Origin of the sequence: Silvimonas terrae (genome assembly GCF_014202765.1) — a bacterium.
Lineage (GTDB): Bacteria > Pseudomonadota > Gammaproteobacteria > Burkholderiales > Chitinibacteraceae > Silvimonas > Silvimonas terrae.
In genome coordinates, this window is record NZ_JACHHN010000006.1 from 188093 (window position 1) to 213127 (window position 25035).

23 protein-coding genes are annotated in these 25035 nt (G+C 59.8%); 16 read left to right on the top strand and 7 right to left on the bottom strand.

The window, feature by feature from the left end:
• Positions 1 to 244: 244 nt before the first annotated feature.
• The gene (locus HNQ50_RS15200) at positions 245 to 925 is read left to right on the top strand and encodes an SPOR domain-containing protein (protein WP_246428742.1); all 681 of its coding nucleotides are present in this window, start codon (positions 245 to 247) and stop codon (positions 923 to 925) included.
• A 133-nt stretch (positions 926 to 1058) separates the two neighbouring features.
• On the top strand, positions 1059 to 1739 hold the full coding sequence (locus tag HNQ50_RS15205) for a thiol:disulfide interchange protein DsbA/DsbL (RefSeq protein ID WP_184102046.1): 681 nt from the start codon (positions 1059 to 1061) through the stop codon (positions 1737 to 1739).
• Positions 1740 to 1826: 87 nt separating this feature from the next.
• On the opposite strand, the gene ubiT is transcribed toward HNQ50_RS15205, so the two are convergent.
• The 6 genes from ubiT to HNQ50_RS15235 form a co-directional block, all read right to left on the bottom strand.
• A complete protein-coding gene (gene ubiT / locus HNQ50_RS15210) occupies positions 1827 to 2270 on the bottom strand; it encodes a ubiquinone anaerobic biosynthesis accessory factor UbiT (RefSeq protein WP_184102047.1) in 444 nt (147 codons plus the stop codon).
• Positions 2267 to 3154 (bottom strand): U32 family peptidase, encoded by an 888-nt coding sequence (locus HNQ50_RS15215; protein WP_184102048.1) that lies wholly within the window; start codon positions 3152 to 3154, stop codon positions 2267 to 2269. The genes ubiT and HNQ50_RS15215 overlap by 4 nt, the downstream gene beginning before the upstream one ends.
• Positions 3155 to 3167: 13 nt before the next feature.
• Positions 3168 to 4166: a ubiquinone anaerobic biosynthesis protein UbiU gene (gene ubiU / locus HNQ50_RS15220; RefSeq protein WP_184102049.1), complete on the bottom strand. Its 999-nt coding sequence runs from the start codon at positions 4164 to 4166 to the stop codon at positions 3168 to 3170.
• A 121-nt stretch (positions 4167 to 4287) separates the two neighbouring features.
• Positions 4288 to 5229, bottom strand: coding sequence for a carbohydrate kinase family protein (locus tag HNQ50_RS15225; protein ID WP_184102050.1), 942 nt, complete (start codon positions 5227 to 5229; stop codon positions 4288 to 4290).
• A gap of 118 nt (positions 5230 to 5347) precedes the next feature.
• Entirely contained in the window at positions 5348 to 6409 is a 1062-nt protein-coding gene (locus tag HNQ50_RS15230; protein WP_184102051.1) for a patatin-like phospholipase family protein, read from the bottom strand.
• Between the two features lie 8 nt (positions 6410 to 6417).
• Complete coding sequence (locus tag HNQ50_RS15235; RefSeq protein ID WP_184102052.1) at positions 6418 to 7140, bottom strand: pseudouridine synthase; 723 nt, start codon at positions 7138 to 7140, stop codon at positions 6418 to 6420.
• Positions 7141 to 7221: 81 nt separating this feature from the next.
• Here HNQ50_RS15235 and HNQ50_RS15240 point away from each other — a divergent pair, with 81 nt between their 5' ends.
• The 8 genes from HNQ50_RS15240 to HNQ50_RS15275 all read left to right on the top strand — a co-directional run bounded on the left by HNQ50_RS15240 (position 7222) and on the right by HNQ50_RS15275 (position 14836).
• On the top strand, positions 7222 to 7839 hold the full coding sequence (locus HNQ50_RS15240) for a uracil-DNA glycosylase family protein (RefSeq protein ID WP_184102053.1): 618 nt from the start codon (positions 7222 to 7224) through the stop codon (positions 7837 to 7839).
• Positions 7840 to 7861: 22 nt separating this feature from the next.
• Positions 7862 to 8377, top strand: coding sequence for a MarR family transcriptional regulator (locus HNQ50_RS15245; RefSeq protein WP_184102054.1), 516 nt, complete (start codon positions 7862 to 7864; stop codon positions 8375 to 8377).
• Between the two features lie 92 nt (positions 8378 to 8469).
• Positions 8470 to 9900 (top strand): efflux transporter outer membrane subunit, encoded by a 1431-nt coding sequence (locus HNQ50_RS15250; RefSeq protein ID WP_184102055.1) that lies wholly within the window; start codon positions 8470 to 8472, stop codon positions 9898 to 9900.
• 160 nt (positions 9901 to 10060) lie between these two features.
• Positions 10061 to 11227, top strand: coding sequence for an HlyD family secretion protein (locus HNQ50_RS15255; protein ID WP_184102056.1), 1167 nt, complete (start codon positions 10061 to 10063; stop codon positions 11225 to 11227).
• Positions 11224 to 11394: a hypothetical protein gene (locus HNQ50_RS15260; protein WP_184102057.1), complete on the top strand. Its 171-nt coding sequence runs from the start codon at positions 11224 to 11226 to the stop codon at positions 11392 to 11394. Before HNQ50_RS15255 ends, HNQ50_RS15260 begins: the two co-directional genes overlap by 4 nt.
• Positions 11395 to 11450: 56 nt before the next feature.
• Positions 11451 to 13013: a DHA2 family efflux MFS transporter permease subunit gene (locus HNQ50_RS15265; RefSeq protein WP_184102058.1), complete on the top strand. Its 1563-nt coding sequence runs from the start codon at positions 11451 to 11453 to the stop codon at positions 13011 to 13013.
• 772 nt (positions 13014 to 13785) lie between these two features.
• A complete protein-coding gene (locus tag HNQ50_RS15270) occupies positions 13786 to 14163 on the top strand; it encodes an antitoxin Xre/MbcA/ParS toxin-binding domain-containing protein (protein ID WP_184102059.1) in 378 nt (125 codons plus the stop codon).
• Positions 14138 to 14836 carry an RES family NAD+ phosphorylase gene (locus HNQ50_RS15275; protein ID WP_184102060.1) on the top strand — a complete coding sequence of 233 codons (699 nt, stop codon included), beginning with the start codon at positions 14138 to 14140 and terminating at the stop codon, positions 14834 to 14836. The genes HNQ50_RS15270 and HNQ50_RS15275 overlap by 26 nt, the downstream gene beginning before the upstream one ends.
• Positions 14837 to 14843: 7 nt before the next feature.
• Here HNQ50_RS15275 and HNQ50_RS15280 read toward each other — a convergent pair whose 3' ends face one another.
• Complete coding sequence (locus HNQ50_RS15280; protein ID WP_184102061.1) at positions 14844 to 15746, bottom strand: LysR substrate-binding domain-containing protein; 903 nt, start codon at positions 15744 to 15746, stop codon at positions 14844 to 14846.
• A gap of 128 nt (positions 15747 to 15874) precedes the next feature.
• Between HNQ50_RS15280 and HNQ50_RS15285 the strand changes: the two genes are divergently transcribed.
• The 6 genes from HNQ50_RS15285 (at position 15875) to malF (ending at position 24965) form a co-directional block, all read left to right on the top strand.
• Positions 15875 to 16453: a nuclear transport factor 2 family protein gene (locus tag HNQ50_RS15285; protein WP_184102062.1), complete on the top strand. Its 579-nt coding sequence runs from the start codon at positions 15875 to 15877 to the stop codon at positions 16451 to 16453.
• Between the two features lie 911 nt (positions 16454 to 17364).
• Positions 17365 to 18378, top strand: a complete 1014-nt coding sequence (locus HNQ50_RS15290; RefSeq protein ID WP_184102063.1) for a substrate-binding domain-containing protein — start codon at positions 17365 to 17367, stop codon at positions 18376 to 18378.
• A gap of 377 nt (positions 18379 to 18755) precedes the next feature.
• Entirely contained in the window at positions 18756 to 20384 is a 1629-nt protein-coding gene (locus tag HNQ50_RS15295; protein WP_184102064.1) for an alpha-glucosidase family protein, read from the top strand.
• A gap of 68 nt (positions 20385 to 20452) precedes the next feature.
• Positions 20453 to 21556, top strand: coding sequence for an ABC transporter ATP-binding protein (locus HNQ50_RS15300; RefSeq protein WP_184102065.1), 1104 nt, complete (start codon positions 20453 to 20455; stop codon positions 21554 to 21556).
• A 210-nt stretch (positions 21557 to 21766) separates the two neighbouring features.
• The gene (gene malE / locus HNQ50_RS15305; RefSeq protein ID WP_184102066.1) at positions 21767 to 22972 is read left to right on the top strand and encodes a maltose/maltodextrin ABC transporter substrate-binding protein MalE; all 1206 of its coding nucleotides are present in this window, start codon (positions 21767 to 21769) and stop codon (positions 22970 to 22972) included.
• A 463-nt stretch (positions 22973 to 23435) separates the two neighbouring features.
• Positions 23436 to 24965 (top strand): maltose ABC transporter permease MalF, encoded by a 1530-nt coding sequence (gene malF, locus HNQ50_RS15310; RefSeq protein WP_184102067.1) that lies wholly within the window; start codon positions 23436 to 23438, stop codon positions 24963 to 24965.
• Positions 24966 to 25035: the final 70 nt, after the last annotated feature.

The window sequence follows — 25035 nt, forward strand, 5'->3', positions numbered from 1 at the left end:
AAATTCCCCTTTATTATCTGCGGCAAGCCGGAAACAGGGTGCTAGAATTCCGCCATTTGCCACCAACCACGCCACTTTGGACGCAATCAACCGTCTGGCGTCTGGATGGGGCCTTTCGGTATGGCATTGAAATCGGTACGCTGCGGATTACGGTAAAAACCTGGCCAGACTGGCACCATTGTCAGTATGGCTGGCGGGACAGGCGTGAGGATAAGCGCCGGAGAAGGAATACATGAGTAGAGACATGAAACGCACCCGTTCAAGTGGGAACAGCTCACGCGGGGGCGGTGGGGGAGGCGGCGGTTCACTGCTGACGGGGCTTGTGCTGGGTGCACTGGTTGGTGTCGCGGTGGCCGTTGGCGTTGCCTTTTACATCAATCGCGGCACCAATCCGTTTGCCAACAAGGTCTCCGCGCCGCCGCCCGATGCGGTGTCCAGCGCGCCAGTGACCGTGGCGAATCAGCCAGAAGTCTTACGCCCGCAAGGCGAGGGTAAGGATGTGGCGCAACCGCTGCCGCAGACCGTGGCCCCGGTGTCCTCTACGCCCGCAGCCAAAGCGGCCAGCGATGGCGAACGTTTTGATTTTTACAAAATGTTGCCCGCCATGTCAGATAAAAGCGACAACAAGGCGGCGACGGGCAAGAAACCAGTCCAGCCTGATGCGACGCCACCGGCCACAGTCGAAGCGCCCAAGGGGGCTTATCTGCAAGTGGGCGCGTTCCAGGATGAACAGGAAGCGGACAATCTGAAAGCCAAGCTGGCCCTGATCGGCATTGAAGCCCGTATCCAGACCGTAGAAACCCAGGACAAGGGCGTGTGGCACCGCGTGCGCGTAGGGCCGTTCACCAGTGTGGCGGATATGGACAAGGCCCGCGCCGATCTGAAGGCCAACGGCATTGTCAGCGCGCAGGTCAAAGCCCAGTAAACGGGATATCCTGGCTCACCGTTGAGTTCAAGGCCGGGATACAAACTATTTTGCGTGAACATTGAATCTAAAACGGGTAACGCGGGTCAGAGTCGCCGTTGCCCTTGAATCAAACACAAAGGAAAAGTTAGCAATGACTCGCTGGATCAAATCTCTGTTGCTGGCCGTCGGTTTTGTTGCGGCCACCGTTGCCCATGCCGATATCAAGGAAGGCACTGAATACAAGCTGATGGCCCAACCGGTACCGGTGCAGGTGCCGGGCAAGATCGAAGTGATCGAGTTCTTCTGGTATGGCTGCCCGCATTGCTTCCACGTTGAGCCGTTTGTTGAGCAGTGGGCGGCCAAGTTGCCGTCTGATGTGAACTTCATCCGTTATCACGTGGTGTGGCAAGGCCGTAGCGATATCGAAGCACATGCCAAAATTTTCATTGCGCTGAACCAGATGGGGATTGCCGGCAAATACCAGCAAGCCGTGTTCAACGCGATCCAGCGTGACAACATTGAATTGCGTCGCCCGGAAGCCCTGTTTGACTGGGTGAAGAAGCAAGGCATCGATGTGAACAAGTTCAAGGCTGCGTATAACTCTTTCTCGGCCAATGCCGAACTGGGCAAGCTGTCACAGCTGGTTGAGACCTACCACATCGACGGCGTGCCGACCTTTGTCGTGAACGGCAAGTTCGTCACCGCGCCGTCCATGGTGGGCAAGGAAGACGGCACCGTGCTGACCGTGATCGACCAACTGATCGCCAAAGAACGTGCCACGATGAAGCCGGCCGCTGCCGCTGCCACGACGGCCACCAAAAAGAAGAAGTAAGGGGGCTACCCTGGCGACGAGCCAGGGTCGGTCACAGCAAAACGCCCGGTGCAAGCCGGGCGTTTTTGTTTTGGGATCGGCCTGGTATCAGGCGCGCGGGCTGAGCCAATGCGCTGCCGGGCCGGGTAATACGCTGCGCAACGCATCCCAGTCTGTCGCATCCAGCCAGTTTTTCAGATGCAGCCCCAGTTCGGTGTCCCCGTCAATTTGCAAACGGCGCTGGAAAAACAGCGTGTCCGGGTCTGCCTCTTGCCGGATCATGGCCAGGAAGTCTTGCCAGCCTGCGCGCAGCGTGACATCGGCCGCCTGCTGCATCGGTACAAAGTGCCGGCCGTCATGCCCCAGCGTGATGCCGATGGCCGGTTCGACCAGCGCAATGCGGATGGCACGGCCCGCCAACCAGGCAAAGTCTTCGTCTTGCCATAGCCGTGGCGCGAGCCGGTTGAGTACAAAAGCGGCAATGCGGGCGGGCGGGGCTTCCGGCAAGCGCGGCAACGTTTTGGCGGGGAGGGTGCTGAAGAAACGGATCATGTGCTGCTCCCCACGATGTGGGCCAGCCCGGCTTTACCGTGCCAGTAACCGTTGGAAATCCCCTCCGGCTGCCAGGTGGCCACGTCCGGTGGCGTGGCGGTGCCGGCCAGCGCGGCCGCCCAGGCGGCGACCCATTCTTGCGTGTATTGCGCTTGCGGGCTAATGCGTACCGCGTCGACGCCGCTGGCGGCCAGCTCTGGCAGGTCATTCCACAAGCTCTGACAGGTGGCCGATTGTGTCTGGATGCCGTTGATGCGCAAGAACGGCTGGCCTTCCCGCGTGTTGACCGGCAGGCCGTCCGGATGCTCAATGCAGCGGAACTCGCAGGCATCCTTGTTCAGGTCGAAATGGCGGGCGGTAAAACAACGGGCGGAAAACGCCAGCGGGGCGTGACCGTGACCAAAGACCTCGGTCTGGATAGTGCATTGGCGTTCGGCCAGCAACTGCCGCAGCGCCGCGCCGGACATTTCCAGTGCGGGCACCCAGCCAATAGCCCCCATGCTGGCGTACCAATCCAGCGTGGCACCGTTGTAGATATTCAGATGCGGCCCGGCAATGATGGGGGCGCCGGCATCGCGGGCAATGCGTACTGCACCCATGTCGTTGGCTTCCAGCGCAAAACCCGCTTCGGCCAGTTTGCGCAGGCTGATCAGGTCGCCGGCAGACTCCAGCAGCGCTTGCGAACTGAGTACGACATTTTTGCCCGCCGTTTTCAATTGCTGCGCCAGGGCAATCCAGTCTGCTGTGCGTAGTTCATGCCGCCGTGCACAGACCACTTCGCCCAGGTAAATGGTATCGACTGGCCAGGTGGCCGCAGCTTCGTAAAAATCCAGCACCTGCTGGCGAGGCCAGTAGTACAGCAAGGGACCGAGTGTGAGTTTCATGATGACCTCCGGCTCAACGCCATGGACGGTGATAAGCACCCAGCGTTTGCTGGTGCCCTTCGGAAATCGCGGTCAGCTGGCTTTGCCATTCCGGGCGCACGCTGTAGCGTTCCTGGCTGGCGGCATCAATGGCCGCGCGCAATACGCGGGTGACTTGCGCGGTGTAGGTCGGGCTGCGCTGGCGGCCTTCGACCTTGATGGCGGCGATGCCCATGCGCATCAGCTCCGGCAAGATGGATAACGTATTAAGGCTGGTGGGTTCTTCCAGTGCGTAATACGTATCGCCGGCGACATCAAAGCGGCCCTTGCACAAGGTGGGATAACCGGCAGGCTCGTCCTTGCCAAAACGATCAATCAACAGGCCGTTGAGGCGGGCATAGAGCGTGTCGCCTTGCTGATCCCAGCGCACATGGGTGGCGGGGGAGCAAACGCCGTGGGTATTGGGAGATTCGCCCGTAGCCCAGGACGACAATGCGCAGCGGCCTTCCGCCATGACGCACAGGCTGCCAAAGCCAAAGACTTCAATCTCGACCGGTGTATGTGCGGCGACGTATTCCACCTGGGGCAGCGTCAGCACGCGTGGCAGCACCACGCGGGAAATGCCAAAACATTCATGCGCCAGGTTGATGGCATCGGCATTGGTGGCAGAGCCTTGTACGGACAGATGCCGGCGCAGTTGCGGCCAGGTGCGGGCGGCGTAGGCCAGGAGGCCGGGGTCGGCCATGATGACTGCATCGGCGCCCAGTTCTGCCGCACGGTCTACCGCGCGGTGCCAGTGCCCGGTCTGACCGGCTTGCGGGTACGTGTTGATGGCGACCAGCACCTCGCGGCCGTGGCGGTGAGCATAGGCCACGCCTTCAGCCAGTTGCGGATCGGTGAAATTGAGCCCGGCAAAATTGCGGGCGTTGGTGGGGTCTTTGAAGCCGACATACACAGCATCTGCGCCATGATCGACGGCTTTTTTCAGCGCGGGCAGGCTACCTGCCGGGCAAACAAGATGAGGAACACGCATGGTGCGCTCCGCCGGGTGGCAAAGCGCACGAGCTTAGGCGTGTTCAGACCGTTGGGTTTTAACCCAGGTCAAACCGGATTCTTGTAATCAAGTTTTGCCTTGATGAGAAGTATCCGATGGCTTAACCCGGCCAGCGCTGACCAAACTCCTTCTCATATTGCGCTTTGATATCGGCCAGCACCACTTGGTGGTTCTGCGCGCCGCGGCGCGCAATTTTGAGCGCGCCCAGCAAAGAAGCCAGGCGGCCGGTGCTCGGCCAGTCCCAACCCTGGCTGATGCCATACAGCAGGCCGGCGCGGAATGCGTCGCCACAACCGGTGGGATCAACCACCGCTTCAGCCTTGACCACCGGAATACGGTGGATTTCGCCATCAGCGTAGATTTCCGAGCCCTCGCCGCCGTAGGTCACGATCAGCGCCTTCACTTTCCTGGCCAGGTCTGCAATGGAGACCCCGCTCTTGCGTGCCATGACTTCGGCTTCGTAATCGTTCAACGTCAGGTAGTCGGCCTGTTCGGTCATTTCCAGCAGTTCTTCGCCCGAGAACAGCGGCATGCCCTGGCCCGGATCGAAAATGAACGGGACGCCGGCCTCGGCCAGTTGGCGGCAGCGCGCCTGCATGCCCAGCTTGCCATCCGGCCCGACAATGCCCAGTTCTACCGGCACGCCGATGTCTTTGGTGTTGATGAAGTGCGAGAAATTCATCGCACCCGGGTGGAAGGCGGCGATCTGGTTGTCATCCAGGTCTGTGGTGACAAAACATTGTGCGGTGAAGTGTTCCGACAATTCTTTGATGCCGGCGCGCGAGATACCTTGCTGATCCAGCCGTGCCGCATACGGGCCAAAGTCACTGCCGACCGTGCCGACAATCAACGGATCGCCGCCCAGACCTTTGAGCGTGTAGGCGATATTGCCGGCACAACCGCCCAGTTCCTTGCGCATTTCCGGCACCAGGAAAGAGATGGAAATGATATGCAGCTGGTCGGGTAGCAAGTGGTTCTTGAATTGGTCCTGGAACACCATGATGGTGTCGTAGGCAACGGAACCGCTAATCAGAATGGCCATGGCGCGCTCAAAAGGGGTGAGATGTGAACAATGCCCGCATTATGCCACTGGTGTATGGCAAGCAGGCTGAACGCGGCTGTTGTGTCTTAAAAAGGAAGAAATCGGGCCGGAGCGCGTTTCAGCCCGGCAGGGGCCGCACCAACTGCAGCGGTTCTTTGCTGTGCATGAACGTGGCAAAGTCGTCCGCCAGGTGCTGCCCCAGATCGATGGCCTTTTTCCAGTCCCGTTCGCGTTCGGCATCCCGCCCGGCGTAGCGTGCAAAGTCTTTGCGACTGGGCACGCGGCCATTGGGCAGCAACTGCAGGAATTCGGCTGTGGGGGTCAGCAGCAGGGTGCGTTGCATGTAACGGGGTTTGCGCCACGGTAAAAACTGATCCAGCCAGCCGGTGGTGACCCGGTGCGAGAAGTGCGGTAGCAGCAACAGACCGGCCGGCTCGTGCAGCGCCAGATCCATGTGGTAATCGATCAGCCCGCCATCCAGATACGCGCCGGCCGGTGCGCCGGGAATATCACTCACGGTTTCCAGCACGCCCGGAATGGCGCCACTGGCCAGCAAGGCGTCGGCAAAGTTGCCTTGATTGAGCGCGACAGCGGTATCGCCAAAACCATCGTCAATAAAGCGCATTGGTGTCTGGCCGGTATGAAAAATCACGCGCTGGAAGAAGTCCGCCATGTGGCGACGGCCACGCGCATTGGCCAGCACTGCGCGGGCCAGCGCCAGTTTGTCGCGGCCGCTGCCTGAGCCGTCCACGCCGGCAAGGCCGCGTGCGGTCAGTATGGAAAGATGCATGCGCGGGTTAGCCAGAATCTGGGCTACACCGTCGTCTCCCAGCATGGCGTCCATGATCTGGCGTACGACGCGGGTGACTTCTTGTGGCGTGGGTTTCAGGCTGTAGCGCTGGGCCAGGTACGCTTCTTCCAGCCGGTCCAGACCGGCCAGCGGGTCTGCCACGGCGACAGCCGCCAGGCGCCATGCGCCAATGGACGCGCCAACGGCGTGCAAGGGACGTGTCCGCTGGGGCAGCCACTCGCCAAACAATACGCGATCCAGCCGCGCCAGCACCTGCCATTTGGGGCCGCCTGCCGCTGCGCCCAGGTGCGAAAACAGATCAGCTTTGAAGCCATCCGTCTGTAATTGCCGCAAAGCCTCTGGCCCGGCGGTGATGTCCAGATATTTCATGGTCTGGTTCAGGCGGGTTCGCTGTTGAGGGCGGTGATCTGGTCGGCGCTGAGATAACACCATTCGCCTTCGGCCAGATTGAGCGAGGCCAGCGTCAAGCCGCCAATCGCCACGCGGGTCAGCGCCGCACAATGGTTGCCGGCTGCGGCCAGCATGCGTTTGACCTGATGATATTTGCCCTGGTCGAGCATGATCTCAAGATGCGTTGGGTCCAGCAGTTTTGCGGACAGTGCGGCAATGGGCGCAGGCTCGTCATGCAGCTGCACGCCACGGACGAGTTCATCGGCCAGCGCCTGGGTGGCGGGTTCGGCCAGTGTAGCCATATAGGTTTTGGGTTGGTGATGGCGCGGGTGGGATTGGGCGTGGATAAACGCGCCATCGTCCGACAGCAGAATCAAGCCGGTGGTGTCATGATCCAGCCGGCCCACCGGTTGTACATCACGCCAGCGCAAGGGCTCAGGCAGCAAGGTCAGAATGCCGGGGTGATGGCTGGGTTTGCGGGAGCACTCGTAGTTGGAGGGCTTGTTGAGCGCGGCGTACACCTGCGCGTGGTAGGGCCAGTCTTCCTCGCCGAACAAGGTGATCACCAGGCCGTCCGTTTCCACCACGGTGCGCCAGTTGTCGATGACCTCGCCGTTGATGGAGACATCACCGTCGGTAACCAGCTCGCGGCAGCCTTTGCGGGTGCCGAAGCCCTGAGATTGGAGAATGCGATCGATTGCCAGTTTCATGTCCGCAACTTTAACGCGCCAGCGGGCAGATCGAAAGTGCCATTACACTACGCTTTGTGCGCTGCCTGATCTCAAATTGCCATGATCTCCCTGGAAAACCTGCTGGTTGAAATACGTGCTTGCCACGCGTGTACCGATTTACCGCTGGGCCCACGCCCTGTTGTGGTGGCAGATGCACGCGCGCCGATTCTGATTGTCGGGCAGGCGCCGGGCGCCAAAGTCCATGCCAGTGGTGTGCCGTGGTCTGACGCTTCCGGGCGACGTTTGCGGCAATGGCTGGGTGTCGACGAGGCGACGTTTTATGATCCGGCGCAGTTTGCCATTGTACCGATGGGGTTTTGTTATCCGGGCAGGGGCAAGTCTGGCGATCTGCCGCCCCGACCGGAATGCCGCAGCTTGTGGCATCCGCAATTGCTACCTTTGCTTATTAACGTGAAACTGATCCTTGCGATTGGTCAGTATGCGCAGGCGTATTGTCTGGGCGATACCCGCAAGGCCGATCTGACGGCCACCGTACTGGCCTGGCGGGACTACGCCCCGCGTACCTTCCCGCTACCCCATCCCAGCCCGCGTAACCAGTTGTGGTTAAAGCGTAATCCGTGGTTTGAAACCGGGGTCATCCCCGCCTTGCAGACACGGGTTGCCGACTTGCTGACCACAAAGTGCTTGGCCGGTTCAAATATTTCTTGCCAAAAATAGTACAACTATTTACTATTTATTCATGAACGAAATCCATGATCAGACAGATATCCCGAGTTTCTCGGATATCGAAAACCGCATCGACCGTGTTTGCGCTCGTGTACCCGGCAGCAACCGTCAGGCGGTCTTGCTTAAAATGCTGCTGCAGCACGTGGCCGGCGGATTTAATTCGCGCATGAATCAGGTGCTGCGTGAATACGGCCTGAACCGCATCAGTTTTCTGGCGCTGATCATGCTGGTGAGTTCGCAAGGCAAGCCGCTCAATCCGTCAGACCTGGCCGAAGCCACGGGCGAATCTCGCGCCAATGTCACCCGCATTTGCGATGAACTGGTCGCCAAAGAGCTGCTGTCACGCGAACCCAATCCTGAAGATCGCCGCCGCATTGATCTTTACCTTGCCCCGCATGGGGACGAACTGGTGAAAGAGTTGCTACCCAAAATCCAGGACTATGCCTTTGTGGCATTCCAGGTGCTCAGCGGCGACGAGTGCGACCAGCTGGAAACGATCCTGAAAAAATTGCTGGCTGGTTTTGCCTGACCGATCTGGTCACTGACAGATTCCGAGAGAGTGGTTGATTGATAGCGGCCACTTTTTTTTGCTCAAATAATTTAACTTTTGATTATAACGCCATGAAACAAAAGCTTGCATTTGGCATATTGGTTCTGCTGGCAGGTTGCGCCAGCATTCCCGATGACCACCCGACTGTGCAGATGCGTGACGCCGCTGCGGCGCAACTTTCCACCCAGCTCAAGCTGGCACAGGAAGGCTGGCCCGCCGCCCGCTGGTGGACGCGTTATCACGATGATCAACTGAATGCCCTGGTTGATGCCGCCCTCAAGGGCTCGCCGTCGCTGGCCGTCGCGCAAAGCCGTGTAGCATTGGCGCAGACCACCGTTAGCCAGGCGCGTGCCGCCGATGGCCTGAATGTGGATGCCAGCATCCGTGCGACGCGTGAGCTGACCTCCAAGTACGGGATCTACCCGCCGCCACTGGCAGGTAACTGGATTACCGATACAGAGCCAATGATCAACGCCTCCTACGATTTTGACTGGTGGGGCAAGCACAAGGCCGAGATTGCTTCCGCGCTGGGCGAAACCGCCGCTGCGCAAGCCGATTACGCCGCCGCAGAACAGCAACTGACCGCCGCTGTGGCCCAGGCTTATTTTGACTGGCAGGCCGATCAAGCCCGCATCCAGATTGTCGAGCAACAGCGTGATGTGCAGGATCATCTGCACCAGATCGCCGCCCGCCGCGTACAAAGCGGTCTGGATACCGATGCCGTCCAGCGCAGCGCGCGCGGTGACGTGGCCAACCAGGACAGCGTGATTGCCCAGCTGCGTACCAGTGAGCGCAAAGACCGTGAGGCGCTGCGTGCCCTGGTGGGCGCCACCGGTGATGTCGCCAGTATCGATCAACTGAAAGCCGTACCGCTGCCCACCACGGCCGGTGGCGTGCCGACGGACCTGGGTTTGAACCTGTTGTCGCGTCGCCCGGATCTGCAAGCCGCCCGCTGGCGTGTGGAAGCCAGTGTGAAGCGCACGGATGCCGACAAGGCCGCGTTCTACCCGGACATCAATATCTCGGCGTTCATTGGTTTTTCCAGTATCAGCCTGGATGACTTCCTCAAGCGCGGCACCCGCACCATGGGTATCACGCCAGGGATCAGCTTCCCGATCTTTGATAACGGTCGGTTGTCGGCGGGTTTGCAAGGCGATCGCGCCCAGCGTGACGTGATCATTGCCCAGTACAACCAGGCGCTGGTGAACGCAGTCCAGGACGTCGCCAATCAAGGGATCGCCCTGCAAGGTCTGTCGGATCAGGAAAAAGCGATGACGGCTTATCTGCGTGCGACTGAAGCGGTGCGGGACAACCAGCAACGCCGCATGCAGAACGGCCTGACCGATCAAGGTTCGGTACTGCGCGCGCAATTGCCGGTGTTGTTGATCCAGGAACAACTGCTGATCCTGAAAAACCGCCAGTTGGCTGCGGAAATTGGCCTGACCCACGCTTTGGGTGGTGGCTACGAAGCGCCGGCCGATACGGTGGCCCAAGCCAAATGATTCGCAACTGATTCGCGACTGATTCGATTAATGAGATGCAGCTGGTAGCAAACCGGCTTGATGAAAAAACCAAAGGCGGCTAACAAAATCTCGCTGGCAAGGCGTGCGAACGCAGCCAGCGGCATTTTGTTAGCCGCCAGGAATCCGGAGATACGTTTAAATGACCACCGAAACCAACGCAGCCCAACCGGCAGAGCAGCAAAAGCGCCGCAAGCCGGTCATGGCGATCCTGACCACCGTATTTGTGCTGGCAGGCATTGGCTATGGCATCTATTACGCGACCGTGCTGTCGCAACGTGAAGAAACCGACAACGCCTACGTCGGCGGCAACCTGGTGACGCTGACCAGCCAGGTGAGCGGTACCGTGACCGAAATCCGCGCGGATGAAACCCAGTTTGTGAAAGCCGGTGAAGAACTGGTCAAGCTGGACCCGGTCGACGCCAAAGTGGCACTGGCACAGTCCGAAGCCGCACTGGGTGATTCTGTGCGCCAGTTGCGCCAGCAGTACGCCAACGCCGCGCAATATGATGCCGCCCTGGCGCAACGCAAGATCGATCTGGCCCGTGCCCAGGACGACTTGAACCGCCGTGCACCGCTGGCCGCGGACCACACCGTGTCGAGCGAAGAAGTGTCCCACGCCAAAGACTCGGTGGAAAACGCCAAGGCCGCGCTGGATGTAGCCGAAAAACAAGCCGCAGCAGCACATGCCGCGATCGACGGCGTAGACATCCCCAACAACCCGACCGTGCTGCGGGCCCGCGCCAACTTTGAACAGGCCTGGCTGTCGGTGCAACGTAACGCCATCGTCGCCCCGGCTTCGGGTTATGTCGCCAAGCGCGGCGTGCAAGTGGGCGCACGCATCACTCCGGGGCAATCGCTGCTGTCGATCGTGCCGCTGGATCAAGTGTGGGTCGATGCCAACTTCAAGGAATCCGAACTGCGCAATATCCGCATTGGTCAGCCGGCCAAACTGACTGCCGATATCTACGGCGGCAAGGTGGAGTACAGCGGCAAGGTGGTGGGTCTGGGCGCAGGTACGGGTAGCGCATTCAGCCTGCTGCCGGCACAGAACGCCACCGGTAACTGGATCAAGGTGGTGCAGCGCGTACCGGTCCGGATCGAACTGGACAAGAAAGACCTGGCTGAACACCCGCTGCGCGTGGGCTTGTCGATGGTGGTGGATGTGGATACCCACAACCGGGATGGCGCCGTGTTGTCCGCCGCGCCGGAAAACAAGCCGCTGTTCAGCACGGAAGCGTTCACTCAACCGATGCAGGACGCCGACAAACTGGCTGACAGCATCGTGCGCAAGAACCTGGGCAAGTGATCTGCAACGCTGATCACCACGCGCCTGCCCGGCAGCAGGTGAGTTCGTGGACCGGGCTGGCGGTGCTGATGGCACTGTCCGCGCTCGTGCCCGAACCACTGCGCCTGCCGTTTGTGCGCCGGGTGGCCAGCCGCGAAAACCGCTGGATTCTTACCGTAATCAAATAGCTCTGCATGGCCGCCTGCTGCGGCCGTGAGGGGCAAACTCCGTCTGGAGGCGAATCATGACTGCCAGTACTCAGGCGGTTGCACCCAGCCCGGCGCCGTTACACGGCGGCAAACTGGGCATGATGACCGTGGCACTGTCTTTTGCCACGTTCATGGAAATTCTGGACACGACCATTGTGAACGTGTCCGTGCCGCACATTGCCGGTGATCTGGCGGTGGCGGCCAACCAGGGGACCTGGGCCATCAGTTCGTACGGTCTGGCCGCGGCGATTGCCGTGCCGCTGACCGGCTGGCTGGCCGGGCGCTTTGGTCAGGTCAAATGTTTTTCGATGTCCGTGTTGTTGTTCACGGTGATGTCCATCATGTGCGGCCTGGCCAATAGCCTGCCCATGCTGGTGGCTTTCCGCTTCTTGCAGGGCCTTGTGTCTGGCCCGATGGTGCCGCTGTCGCAAACGCTGTTGCTGAACAACTACCCGCCCGAGAAAAAAGGCGTGGCGCTGGCGCTGTGGTCCATGACCGTGATTGTGGCGCCGATCTTTGGTCCGCTGCTGGGTGGCTTCATTACCGACCAGTACAGCTGGCCATGGATTTTCTACATCAATGTACCGATCGGGATTGTGGCCGGGATTGCTTCCTGGCAGTTGCTGAAACACCGCGAAACGCCCACCGTGAAAAAGCCGATTGATGTGGTCGGGCTGATTCTGCTGGTGCTGGGTGTCGGTAGCTTGCAAATGATGCTGGATAACGGCAACGATCTGGACTGGTTCAACTCCACCTTCATCGTCACCCTGGCGGTCATTGCGACGCTTGCCATCAGTTACTTTGTGGCGTGGGAACTGACCGATGACCACCCGATCGTGGATCTGACGCTGCTAAAGCGCCATAACTTCCGCATTGGCGTGATCGTGCTGTCGCTGGGGATGTTCTGCTTCTTTGGCTCGACCGTGCTGTTCCCGCTGTGGCTACAAACCGTGATGGGTTACAACGCCACCTGGGCCGGTATTGCCACTGCGCCAGGCGGGGTGCTGGCGCTGTTCCTGTCGCCAATCATTGGCAAGAACATCACCAAACTGAACCTGCGCATGGTGTCGTCCGTCGCGTTTGCCACGTTTGCCGCCACCATGTTCTGGTATTCGGGCTTCACGCTGGAAACCAACTTTGGCTACATCGCCATGGCGCGGTTTACTCAGGGCATCGCCATTGCGTGTTTCTTTATCCCGATCAACCAGATCATTCTGGCGGGCCTGACGGGTGGGCAGATGGCATCCGCCTCTGGCTTGTCGAATTTCTTCCGGACCATTTCCGGCAGCTTTGCGACCGCCATTGCCGTGTTCTTGTGGGACCGGCGCCAGACCTTTAGCCATGCCCGTTTGACCGAGAACATTACCAATGCCAGCCCGGCCACCACGGACTATCTGAACAAGCTGCAAGACCTGGGCATTGCCGGGCAGACGGCGTATGCGCAGATAGACCAGGTGATCAGCCAGCAGGCGTTCATGATCGCCACCAAGGAAGTGTTCTGGTTGCTGGGGGTGATTTTCCTGTCGCTGGTGGTGGTGGTGTGGTTTGCCAAGCCGCCGTTTACCAATAGCGCGGGGTCGGGGGGCGGCGGGCATTGATTTTGTCCTGGCCTGGCGGGCCGGCTGCGGTGCTTGCAAGGATGAAGAGGTCTGTTATCCCACGACCGCGTCATTCCGGCCTTGAGCCGGAATCCAGCTGCGGTGCTTGCAAGGATGAAAGGGCTATCTATCCCACTACCTCGTCATTCCCGCGGAGGCGGGAATCCAGTCTGGAGCCGGGACGGCTCCGTTCCCTGGCGAGAACCACTTTGTTAGCGCCTACGGCGCGGGTTTTAAAAGCATTTGATACCGGGGGTGCCCGGAGCACGTCACTTTCTTTGGGGCCGCCGAGGTGCTTCGCCACCTCGGCGGCCCCAAAGAAAGTCCCCTTCGAGGATAAATAACCAAAGAAAGGCGACCCCTGCCGGGCGGCCCTCCGGGCTTCCCTCAGTCAGTCGGGAGCCTAAGGTCTCCCTCTCTTCTTCGGCGCTTGGCTTTAATGGGGGAGAAAGTCAAAAGCAAGGGCAATGGCAAGGGCAAAAGCAACGGCAACGGCAACGGCAACGGCAACGGCAACGGCAACGGCAACGGCAACGGCCAAATCGTTTGCGTGCTGTTTTGTAGGGTGGATTCGGAGCATCGCGACAATCCACCGTCGCCATGGCCGATTGCAGGGCCAATCCACCCCACAGGCCGATCTACATCTGCCCCATTCGCATCATGCGCCGTGCCAGGCGCAGGTGTGACGATGACAAGCCCTGCCGCTTGACCGGCCGGGTTTTTCTTTAGAAAAGAAATCGTGGTATATTTTCAGTAGAAAAGGAGATCCATCATGACCGCTCTGCAAAAACCGACACCGCAAGAAGAAGCCGTGGTGACCCGGGCCGTGGTGCGCACGGCTGAGAAGCTGGATTTCCGTCAGTCTGACCTGGGCCGCCTCTTGGGGTTGTCCGGTGCCAGTGTCAGCCGCATGGTCCACGGTCAGTACGAACTCAATATCCACCGGCCCGAGTGGGATGTCGCGCTGGCGCTGATCCGTGTGTACCGCTCACTTTCGAGCATTCTGGGCGGGCAGGAAGATTTGATCCGCCGCTGGATGCACTCGCCCAATACCGATCTGGGCGGTGTGCCGTCCGATATCCTGCGCCGTGGTGCGGGCGGTCTGTTTCAGGTAGGCATTTATCTTGATTCCATGCGCGGCCGTATCTAACGCAGAAGTCACCCTCAAACCCTGGCGTTCCGTCGAAACCCAGCGGGAAGTCGCCACGCTGGCGCTGGTGGATAACGACCCGGATGAACAAGCGCTGCTCGAATCCATTCTGGACGACAACAAGCCGCCGCTGCCGGCTGAGGCCAGCAAACTGCATTACCTGCTGGCGACGCCGTTCCGCTATCCGGCGCATCCGCCCAATGGCAGCCGCTTTGTGCGCCCGGGCGCGCTGGGTATGCTGTACGCCGCCAACAACAAGGTGACCGCCATGGCCGAATCCGGTTACTGGCAACACCGCTTCAACCGGGCCTCAGAAGGCCTGCGTGATACCCACGTGACCCTGGCGCGTACGTTGTTCCAGATCAGCGTTGCAGGCAAAGCCATTGACCTGTTGAAGGCACCCTTCAGCGATCATGCCGGTCTATGGAATCAGCCAGACAACTATGCTCCCACTCATGAACTGGGCAGCGCCGCGCGCGAAGCGGGGGATGTCGATCTGATCTTGTATGAATCCGTGCGTGATCCGGAGCATGGCGTCAATGTGGCCGTGGTGAACGTGCGCGCCTTCAAAAGGCGCAAACCGTTGGCCAGCGAGGAATGGCATTTGACCCTGCAGGGCCCCAACGTGCTGTTCCGGCGCGGCGAGGAAACCATCGGCTTCAAATTCGACTGAGCGTGGCTCAGTCTTCTTCCCCATCTTGTTCATCCGCTGGCGCATCGGCCAGCGCCAGATAAGCCAGCACCGCGCCCGTGGTTTCATCTTGCCGGTTGATGCGCACCAACCGGGCGGCCAGGTCCGGATGCATGATGTGCCGATAGGTGATGCCAGGCATGGCGATATCCGCCAGTGAAGCGGGCACCAGCGCCACACCCAGCCCTGCTGCCGCCAGGGCCACCACACTGAGCGTATTGCTGGCGCGATGGGCGATGACCGGCTCACGCCCGAACTCCGCGCGCAGCACGTCAAGCGTGTGATCGCTGTCTTCCGCGCTGTAGACAATCAGCGGTTCAGCGGCAATATCCGATAAACCAATATGCACGCGGCCGGTGAGCGGGTGGTCGGTCGCCATGGCCGCCAGCAAGGGCCATTCGCCAATCAGTACCATATCCAGCCCCGGTGCGGCCAGGCCGCCATGGTCCGGGCAATAGGCGATATCAATCCGGCCTTCCAGCAACGCGGCCATTTGTAGTTGTGGCGACACTTCTGCCACCTCTAGCTGCGCCTTGGGGTGGGCGCGGTGGAACCGGTGCAGGTCAGCGGTGAGCTGGCCGCTGAATACGGCGTTGCCGGCAAAGCCGATACGTACAGAGCCCACATCGCCACTGAGAGAGTCCGCCACCACGGCCCGGGCGCGTTCGGCTTGCTCTAGCGTGCGGCGGGCTTCGGTCAGCAGGGCCGATCCTGCGGTGGTCAGCGTTACCTTGCGGCTGGTGCGTACAAACAGCGGCCCGCCCAGTTCTTCTTCCAGCGCCTTGATTTGCATACTGAGCGCCGGTTGCACGATATGCAGCCGCTCCGCCGCGCGGCCAAAATGACCTTCTTCGGCCACCGCCACAAAGTAACGCAAATGCCGCAGTTCCATGATGGGCTATCAATCAAAAAATGTGATTGATTGATCATATCAATCTATTTTTATTTTGTCCGGGGCTGGTCCATGATGAGTGCATGAAGTGGTGCCCGACCGGTGCCACAGTACACAAGGAGTTCACCATGGATACAGCACGTTTGGCCGATCGCCAGGCCATTGCAGATTTGATGACCGGCTGGATGTTCCGCGACCTGGCGCAGTGGGACAAACTGCGTGGTCTGTTTCATGCCGATGGTCGCATCGAGATCACCTGGTTTGATGGTCTGGCCAGCGATTTTGTTGATGCCTCTGCCCGCATGGGCAAGTCTGACCTGCGCACCAAACACGTGGTTGCCGCACCGACTGTCCTTTTTAACGGCAACCGCGCCGTAGTGGAAACCAACGCGCTGATCCTGGGTGAGAACGTCAAGCTGGGGCTGGGTTGTACGTGTTATTCGCGTTTTTATGATCAGGTTGAGCAGCGCGATGGCGTCTGGGGTATCGTCCAGCGGCACGCTATCTATGATCTGGGCACATTCAATTTCCCGCGCGGCGTGGTGGAGATTGATCTGGCTACGCTGGACCGTTACCCACGGGAATACGCGGCGCTGGCTTATCTGCTGGACAAGAGCGGGTTTCCGGTGGAGAACCTTCAGGCTACGCACGGCAGTGATCTGGAGAAAGCACTTAAAGCGAAGGCTGAGGCGTGGTTGCGCGGGTGAAACGGTTTTCCTGTTGCGTAAGTGCAGGGGCCAGCTTCGTAGCCCGGATGGAGCGATAGCGGGAATCCGGGGTGGCGTGCCTGGCTCATATTGCTTTGTATGTAGCGTGTAGGGTGGATTCGGAGCGAAGCGACAATCCACCTTTGCAATGTTGTTAGCTCCGTAGCCCGGATGGAGCCGGAGGCGGGAATCCGGGGTAGCTGGCCTGTTTAATGTTGCGGTGGGTGTTAGCGCCTTTGGCGCGGGTTTGAAAGGCATTTGATACCGGCGGTGGCCGGAGCACGTTACTTTCTTTTGCTTCGCCAAAAGAAAGTAACCAAAGAAAAGGCGACCCCTGCGACAGCGCCCCTTCGGGGTTCCCTGCGCTTCTCGCAAGGCGCGGCTGGCTACGGGAACTCGGGCTACGCCCTCAAACACCCCTTCGCCGAAACCCCGCGCCTTGCTGCGATGCTCGGCGCTGCCGGAGGGGAGGTATGTCAAAGGCAACAGCAACTTCAAAAGCAACTTCAAAAGCAACTTCAAAAGCAACTTCAAAAGCAACTTCAAAAGCAACCCCAACCCCGCAAACCATCTGCTCGCAAGAATGATTCACCTCACCCACCACTTCGTCATTCCCGCGGAGGCGGGAATCCAGCTGTGATGCAGGCCAGAAAGTTGCCCTCACGAATTTTCAAAACCTTCCCATTCCTGCACAAGGGGTCTCCTCACACTGCCCCAGCCAGCAAACGGCAGCACCGCCCCCAACCAGCCATCCGCCCCCTGGTTTCATTCGGCGTTTACCTGATTACGGCCTTGTGCCACGTCACGCACAATCGCGTTTTGAAATCGTTGTCAAAACGCGATCAGGCGGCGCTCACCAAAACCGGGCCGCCTGAACTAGAATCTGCTGACACCTCAATCAGACCCGGCCCATGAATCTCAGAGAACTTGCTGCTCATCTTCAGTTGTCCCCGACTACGGTCAGCCGCGCACTCAACGGTTTTCCCGAGGTCAACGCCGAAACCCGTGAGCGCGTGGTGGAAGCGGCAGCCCGCCTGGGTTATCGGGCCAACACGGTGGCGCGCCGGCTGGCTACGGGCAAAACGGACAGCATCGGCATCATTTATCCGTTTGAACCGTCTGACCTGGGTGATCCGGTGTTTCTGGACATCATTGCCGGGATTACAGAGCGGCTGGGTGAGGCGGCCATGGATCTGGTGATTGTCTCTGCCGCGCAGGAAAACGAACTGGAAACCTACCAGCGCGTGGTCTCCGGCGGGCGGGTCGATGGCTTGATTGTGGCGCGGACCCAGGTCGATGACCCGCGTCTGCAATATCTGCAGGAACGCAATTTTCCGTTTGTGGCCCACGGCCGCAGCGAGCTGGCCAAACCGTATGCCTGGTTCGATTATGACAACGAATACGGCATGCGCCTGGCGGTTGATCGCCTCACCGCGCTGGGGCACCAACACATTGCGCTGATTAGTGCGCCGTTGTCGCTCAACTTTGCCGCACAGCGTCGTATGGGCTATCTGGTGGGGCTGAATGCCGGCGGCGTGGCGGTCGAGCCCGAGTTCATGATTTCCTGTGGCCTGTCGCCAGCGGAAGGTGCGGCTGCCATGAATCGTTTGCTGGCCATGCCACAACGGCCCACGGCGGTGGTGGTGGATAACAACGTCTCTGCCGTTGGGGTGATGAGCGCATTGCGCCAAAGCGGGCTGCATCCGGGCGAGGATATCTCCATCATCGTGTTTGGTGGCTTGCCAACCTTGCTGGCCGATACCATGACCGTGAGTGCCGTCATGCAGCCGCGCGCCCGGCAAGCGGGTCGCACGCTGGCGGAGCTGATGTTGAACCGCCTGGCCGGGCACAGCGCCCCATCGCTCAGCGCGTTGTGGAAACCTGAACTGGTGAGCGGCAACACCGATCAGCCGCCACGCAGCTGACGTTTTTCAGCGACAGCATTCCACCGTTTGACGCTTTTTTCAGCAAGCAACAAGTAGTGCCGATTGTCGTGACTACGGCTTGATTGTTGGGTTTGGTGTTTCAAACCGGTTTGGATTTTGACTATAGTAAGTGATTTACCGGGGTTTCGATCCAGCCACATGCGGGATTAAGATGCATCCCAATGGTTTTCAAACCGGTTTGAATTGTGTTGCGGACACCGCCGCAAGCGGCAAACGGGCAGGGTGCGGTTTATAACTCAGCCAGTACGTCCATAGCCGCTTTTGTAGTGGCCGGTTAATACGCAACATCCAGTGCCGCTGACAAAAATATCTGGCAGGACGTTTTTGCCAGCGACCCTTTTTAACAGAAGATCACAATGACTCAACCCATCGCACAACAGAAAGCCGCGCCGTGGTGGCGTGGCGCCGTCATTTACCAGGTGTACCCACGCAGCTTTGCCGACAGCAACGGCGACGGCGTCGGTGATTTGAACGGCATTGCCGGCCACCTGGAATACATTGCCAGCCTGGGCGTGGACGCAGTCTGGATCAGCCCGTTCTTCAAGTCCCCGATGAAGGACTTTGGCTATGACGTGTCTGATTACCGCGATGTGGACCCGCTGTTTGGTAACCTGGCCGACTTTGACCGCCTGCTGGCCAAAGCGCATTCGCTGGGTCTGAAGATCATCATCGACCAGGTGTTGTCGCATACGTCCGATGCGCACGCCTGGTTCAAGGCTAGCCGCCAGGATCGCACCAATGACAAGGCCGACTGGTACATCTGGGCTGATCCGCAAGCCGATGGCACACCGCCGAATAACTGGTTGTCCATTTTTGGTGGCCCGTCCTGGCGTTGGGACACCCGCCGCCTGCAGTATTACATGCACAATTTTCTGTCCAGCCAGCCGGATTTGAACTTCCACAACCCGGCGGTGCAGGACGCCACGCTGGGCGAGATCGAATTCTGGCTCAAACGGGGCGTGGATGGTTTCCGCTTTGATGCATGTAACTACCATTTCCACGACCAGCAATTGCGCAGCAACCCGCCCGCCACCGTGCGGGATACGGCCTCGGTCAGCGTGGAGAACCCCTACGGCTATCAAGCCCACCTGCACGACAAGACCCAGCCGGAAAACGTCGCGTTCCTGCAGCGTATCCGCAAGCTGCTGGATCAATACGGTGCGATGAGCGTGGGTGAAGTGGGTGACGACAACAGCATTGCCATCATGGCGCAGTACACCAATGGCGGCGACAAGCTGAACATGGCGTACAGCTTCAACCTGCTGACTGCAGATTTTTCAGCTGCGCATATTCGCAAGCAGGTACAAGACCTGGAAGCGCAGATCAAGGATGGCTGGGGCTGCTGGACCACGGGCAATCATGACTCCGTGCGCGTGGTCACCCGCTGGGGCAAGGACACGCAACACCCGCGCTTTGCGCCGATGATCGTGGCCATGGAAACCGCGCTGCGCGGCTCGTCCTGCCTGTATCAGGGCGAAGAACTGGGCCTGCCAGAAGCGCAATTGACCTTCGAACAATTGCAAGACCCATACGGCATCACCATGTGGCCGGAATTCAAAGGCCGTGATGGCTGCCGCACGCCGATGCCGTGGCAGCACAATGCGCCGCACGCCGGTTTCAGCAAGGCTGACACCTGGTTGCCGGTAGTGGCGCCGCATGTGCCGTTGGCGGTCGATACGCAAGAGTCGAACAGTGATTCCACGCTCAACGCCTATCGCCGGATTCTGCACTGGCGTAAAACCCAACCCGCGCTGATTACGGGTGACATCACCTTCTTGCAAAGCGCGGAACCGATACTCGCCTTTACGCGTAGCCAGGACGGCCAGACGCTTGTCGCCGTATTCAACCTGAGCGAAACCGACGTCACGTTTGAGCTGCCGGTAGCCGCCACCGAACTGGTAGGCCACGGCCTGACCGGTGCCAGCCTGGCGGGCAAGACGCTCACGCTGGGTGCGTGGGGCGGATGGTTTGGTACGGTTGATTGAGCAACAACGAGCTTGAAGAAGCTTCAGCGGCCGGGCGCCGATGAAGCTTCGAATCACAGAGAGACAGCATGGCAACAGTTAGCCTGAAAAACATCGTAAAGCGCTTTGGTGATGTCACCACGCTGCATGGCATTGATCTGGAAATCCGCGATGGCGAGTTCATCGTGTTTGTCGGCCCGTCCGGCTGTGGCAAGACCACGTTGCTGCGCACGATTTCCGGTCTGGAAGACATCAGCGAGGGCGAGCTGCAGATTGGCGGCGTGCGCATGAACGAGTTACCGCCGGTCAAACGCGGCATTGCCATGGTGTTCCAGAGCTACGCCCTCTACCCGCACATGAGCGTGTTCGAAAACATGGCGTTTGGTTTGCGCCTGGCCAACATGAAAAAGGCCGAGTACACGCCGATTGTCCAGGATGTGGCCAAGGTGCTGCAGCTGGATCATCTGCTGGAGCGCAAGCCGCGCGAACTCTCTGGCGGTCAGCGTCAGCGTGTCGCCATTGGCCGCGCCATTGTGCAAAAGCCGGAAGTCTTTTTGTTTGACGAGCCGCTCTCTAACCTGGATGCCGCGTTGCGCGTACAGATGCGGATCTACATCGCCCAACTGCACCGCAAGCTGGGCGCCACCATGATCTATGTGACGCACGATCAGGTTGAAGCCATGACGCTGGCTGACCGCATTGTGGTGTTCCAGGCCGGGCGTCTGGAGCAAGTGGGTACACCGACCGAGCTTTACTACGAACCGGTCAATCTGTTTGTAGCGGGCTTCCTCGGCTCGCCCGGCATGAACTTCATGACGGGCAGTATCAGTGCCATCTCCAGTGAGCTGATCACCGTGGCGCTAGCCGATGGCCAGAGTGTGCATGTCGCCGTGGATGGCAGCACGGCCAAAGTGGGCGATGCCGTGACCGTGGGTGTGCGTCCGGAACATTTGCTGGCCGGCGTGGCAGACAACTGCGTCAGCGGCAAGGTGGTGGTGCTGGAGCGCTTGGGTGATTCGTCCGTGCTGTATGTCGAGCACCCGGGCAGTGCGCAACCGTTGGCGGTGCGGATTCCGGCGCTGAAACATGTCGCGGTCGGAGAAACGGTCACACTGGGCTTCAAGCCGCAGCATGGATATCTCTTTAATGCGCAGGGCATTGCCTTGCGCCGGCTGGACCCCCTGGCCGAGTAGGGATCACCAATACCCTTTCGCTGGCTGCGTTATGCGCGGTACTCACGTACTGTCTGCGCGCGCAGGCCTTGCCAGCAAAAGGGTCTTGGCGATCCCGAATCGTCAGGGGCTGGGGCAACTGCAAATCGGCCTGGTATGACTCTGTAATCCGGGGCGGATTTGCGGTTTTCTCACTCTCAAAACTCTGAAAATACATTGATGGAGAGTCACATGGATATGTCGAGCAGTCGTTTGGGTCGGGTTGTTGTTTCTTCGGTGGCCGCCGCCGTGATGGGGCTGGGCGCCATGTCTGCCTTTGCCGGCGAGCCGGGCAAGCTGTTGATCTGGACCAACGGCGACAAGTCGTACAAAGGTCTGATGGCCATTGGTGCAGAATTTACCAAGGCCACGGGCGTACAAGTGGTGGTTGAGCGTCCGGAAGATGCGCCCAACAAGTTCCAGCAAGCTGCTGCCGCAGGCAAGGGCCCTGATATTTTCATCTGGCCGCATGACCGCATGGGCGAGTGGGCAACCGCTGGTTTGCTGAGCCCGATCAACCCGAGCGCCAAGGTCAAGGGCGAGATCGACCCACTGGGCTGGAAAGCCTGGACCTCCGGCGGCAAGACCTGGGGCTACCCGATCGCCATCGAAGCCGTGGCCCTCGTGTACAACAAGGACCTGGTGCCGACCCCGCCCAAGTCGTTTGACGACGTGATCGCGCTGGACAAAAAACTGTCTGGTCAGGGCAAGAAGGCCATTCTGTGGGACTACACCAACACCTACTTCACCTGGCCGCTGCTGGCCGCTGGTGGTGGTTACCCGTTCAAGCTCAAGGCTGACGGCACCTACGATGCCAATGATGTCGGCGTGAACAATGCCGGTGCCGTGGCCGGGATGAACACCCTGATGAAGCTGATCAGCACCGGTGCCATGCCCAAGAGCGCTTCCTACGCTGAAATGGAAGCCGGCGTGAACCAGGGCAAGATCGGCATGATGATCACCGGCCCGTGGGCATGGGAAAACCTGAAGAAGAGCAAGATCAACTTCGGCGTGGCCCCGATCCCGACCGTGAACGGCAAGGCTTCGGCCCCGTTTGTGGGCGTGCTGGGTGCCATGCTGGTTCAGTCCAGCCCCAACAAGGATCTGGCCGTGGAGTTCCTGGAGAACTACATGTTGACCGTGAAGGGTCTGAAGACCATGAACGACGACGTGCCGCTGGGCGTACCGGCCAACAAGGCGTTCTACAACGAGCTGAAGGCTGATCCGAACATTGCCGCCACCATGAAGAGCGCGCAAGCCGGTAACCCGATGCCGAACAACCCGGAAATGGGCAAGTTCTGGTCGACCATGGCCACCACGCTGCAGAACATCACCCAAGGCCGTCAAGGCGTGAAGGATGGTCTGGACGCTGCTGCTGCCAAGATCAAAGCCAAGTAATCAGTGAGGGGTGAGGCGGGAGGGGCAACCCCTCCGCCTGATCCGGCTGTATTGACGTTGACGGGCGGATTTGATGGCGCTGCCACGCTATGAAACCGGCCGGGAACCTCAGAAAATCTGACGGCACCGGGGCGATGATTCGCTCCGGTACTGGCAGACCCGTAGTACCGCTGTGCCGCTATGCGCATTGTCGTAGCCCGAGGCCACACCCCTTGGTGGGAGCCCCCACAAAGCCATTAGATGTCTCAGATGGTCGTTGCAGTGGGGCAGGGCGGGAATCCTGGGATGCGATGTTGGCCAGGGGGCTGCCCCGGATTCTCGCTGCCCCGCTGCTGCTGCCATTTGGTATACCAGTACCATTATGGGGGCACCCGCCAAGGGGCGCGTTCAGCCGGGCTACGCAATCACGTTTCTATTTTTTGGGAAGTTCCGGGGCGTGCTGCCACCGGCAAGGACTACCGCAATGCAAAGCAAACTGGCCCGCTGGGCCGGCTCCGCGCTGGGGCTGCTGCTGATACTGGCATCCATCTGGTTGATTACGGCGGTATACCGCGCCGGTCACACCGGGATTGCGATCACTTTTACCGTTATTCTGGCGGCCTCGATCTGGCTGCTGGCTTCGCCACGCCTGTATGCGTGGCGCTATCTGTACCCGGGTGTGTTTGCCGCGCTGGTGTTTGTGGTGTTCCCGGCGGCCTACACCGTGAGTATTGGCTTTACCAATTACAGCTCCACCAATTTGCTGACGTTTGATCGCGCCACGCAGTATTTCCTCGATCAAACGTACTCTGCCGGCGGCGATGCGCTGGATATGGCCATTTACCCCGCTGGTGCGGATGCCCGGGTGTTCCTGACCGCAGCCGACGGCCATAGCTGGGTATCTGACACCATCAACCTGGACAAGCCCACCGGCAAGCCGGTTGAACTGAAGGTGTCCCCGGCCACCGCTGCACCGGCGGGGGAGAAAATCCCCATCCGTGGCGTCATTGCCCTGCAGCCAGCGCTGAAAGAACTGCGCATCAGCGTGCCGGATCATGTGTCCAGATACCAGATTTCCGGCTTCTCCAAGGTGTCCCCAGCGGCACCGCTGTACCAGCAAAACGCCGATGGTTCGCTGAAGAACCTGCAAACCGGCGATGTGATCAAGCCCAACATCAAGACCGGTTTCTATGAAACCGCCACCGGCGACAAAGTTGCGCCGGGTTTCTCGGTCAAAGTGGGTCTGGCCAACTTTGTGCAGTTGTTTACCAGTAGCCAGTTCCGTGGCCCGCTGTTGAAGATTTTTGTCTGGACCGTCTGTTTTGCCGCCGGCACCGTGGTGCTGACCTTTGTGGTGGGTTTCCTGCTGGCGGTTGCGCTCTCCTGGGAATCGCTCAAGTTCCGTGGCATTTACCGCGTCGCGCTGTTTTTGCCGTACGCCGTGCCGGGGTTTATCTCCATCCTCATTTTCAGAGGGTTGTTCAACGAGAACTTTGGCGAGATCAACTACGTCCTGCATGCCATGTTCGGCATCAAGCCAGAGTGGTTCTCCAACCCCTGGCTGGCGCGCACCATGCTGCTGGTGGTGAATACCTGGCTGGGCTATCCGTACATCATGTTGCTGGTGATGGGCCTGATCAAATCGATCCCGTCGGACTTGTACGAGGCCTCCGCCATTCATGGTGGCGGCGCGTGGACCAACCTTAGCCGCATTACGCTGCCGCTGATTGCCAAGCCGATCATGCCGCTGCTGCTGGCCAGCTTTGCGTTCAATTTCAACAACTTTGTGCTGATCTCGCTGTTGACCGCAGGCGGCCCGGACTTTGCCGACAGCCTGACCCCGGCCGGTGCGACGGACATTCTGGTGAGTTACACCTACCGCATCGCCTTCCAGGATTCCGGCCAGAACTTTGGTCTGGCGGCGGCCATCTCCACGGTGATCTTTGTGCTGGTGGGCGCGCTGTCTTTGCTGAATTTGAAGCTGACCCGGGTGAATGCGCCGGATCGGAAGTAGCAAATATCCTGGAGTAGGGTGGATTCGGAGCAGCGCGACAATCCACCTGGCAATGGTGGATTGCTTCGCG

Coding starts and splice junctions, on each gene's coding strand:
- HNQ50_RS15200 (WP_246428742.1), top strand. CDS start 245: ATGAAACGCACCCGTTCAAGTGGGAACAGCTCACGCGGGGGCGGTGGG.
- HNQ50_RS15240 (WP_184102053.1), top strand. CDS start 7,222: ATGATCTCCCTGGAAAACCTGCTGGTTGAAATACGTGCTTGCCACGCG.
- HNQ50_RS15205 (WP_184102046.1), top strand. CDS start 1,059: ATGACTCGCTGGATCAAATCTCTGTTGCTGGCCGTCGGTTTTGTTGCG.
- HNQ50_RS15295 (WP_184102064.1), top strand. CDS start 18,756: ATGACTCAACCCATCGCACAACAGAAAGCCGCGCCGTGGTGGCGTGGC.
- HNQ50_RS15290 (WP_184102063.1), top strand. CDS start 17,365: ATGAATCTCAGAGAACTTGCTGCTCATCTTCAGTTGTCCCCGACTACG.
- HNQ50_RS15245 (WP_184102054.1), top strand. CDS start 7,862: ATGAACGAAATCCATGATCAGACAGATATCCCGAGTTTCTCGGATATC.
- malE (WP_184102066.1), top strand. CDS start 21,767: ATGGATATGTCGAGCAGTCGTTTGGGTCGGGTTGTTGTTTCTTCGGTG.
- ubiU (WP_184102049.1), bottom strand. CDS start 4,166: ATGCGTGTTCCTCATCTTGTTTGCCCGGCAGGTAGCCTGCCCGCGCTG.
- HNQ50_RS15225 (WP_184102050.1), bottom strand. CDS start 5,229: ATGGCCATTCTGATTAGCGGTTCCGTTGCCTACGACACCATCATGGTG.
- HNQ50_RS15235 (WP_184102052.1), bottom strand. CDS start 7,140: ATGAAACTGGCAATCGATCGCATTCTCCAATCTCAGGGCTTCGGCACC.
- HNQ50_RS15270 (WP_184102059.1), top strand. CDS start 13,786: ATGACCGCTCTGCAAAAACCGACACCGCAAGAAGAAGCCGTGGTGACC.
- HNQ50_RS15215 (WP_184102048.1), bottom strand. CDS start 3,154: ATGAAACTCACACTCGGTCCCTTGCTGTACTACTGGCCTCGCCAGCAG.
- HNQ50_RS15250 (WP_184102055.1), top strand. CDS start 8,470: ATGAAACAAAAGCTTGCATTTGGCATATTGGTTCTGCTGGCAGGTTGC.
- HNQ50_RS15230 (WP_184102051.1), bottom strand. CDS start 6,409: ATGAAATATCTGGACATCACCGCCGGGCCAGAGGCTTTGCGGCAATTA.
- HNQ50_RS15280 (WP_184102061.1), bottom strand. CDS start 15,746: ATGGAACTGCGGCATTTGCGTTACTTTGTGGCGGTGGCCGAAGAAGGT.
- HNQ50_RS15265 (WP_184102058.1), top strand. CDS start 11,451: ATGACTGCCAGTACTCAGGCGGTTGCACCCAGCCCGGCGCCGTTACAC.
- HNQ50_RS15300 (WP_184102065.1), top strand. CDS start 20,453: ATGGCAACAGTTAGCCTGAAAAACATCGTAAAGCGCTTTGGTGATGTC.
- HNQ50_RS15255 (WP_184102056.1), top strand. CDS start 10,061: ATGACCACCGAAACCAACGCAGCCCAACCGGCAGAGCAGCAAAAGCGC.
- HNQ50_RS15285 (WP_184102062.1), top strand. CDS start 15,875: ATGGATACAGCACGTTTGGCCGATCGCCAGGCCATTGCAGATTTGATG.
- malF (WP_184102067.1), top strand. CDS start 23,436: ATGCAAAGCAAACTGGCCCGCTGGGCCGGCTCCGCGCTGGGGCTGCTG.
- ubiT (WP_184102047.1), bottom strand. CDS start 2,270: ATGATCCGTTTCTTCAGCACCCTCCCCGCCAAAACGTTGCCGCGCTTG.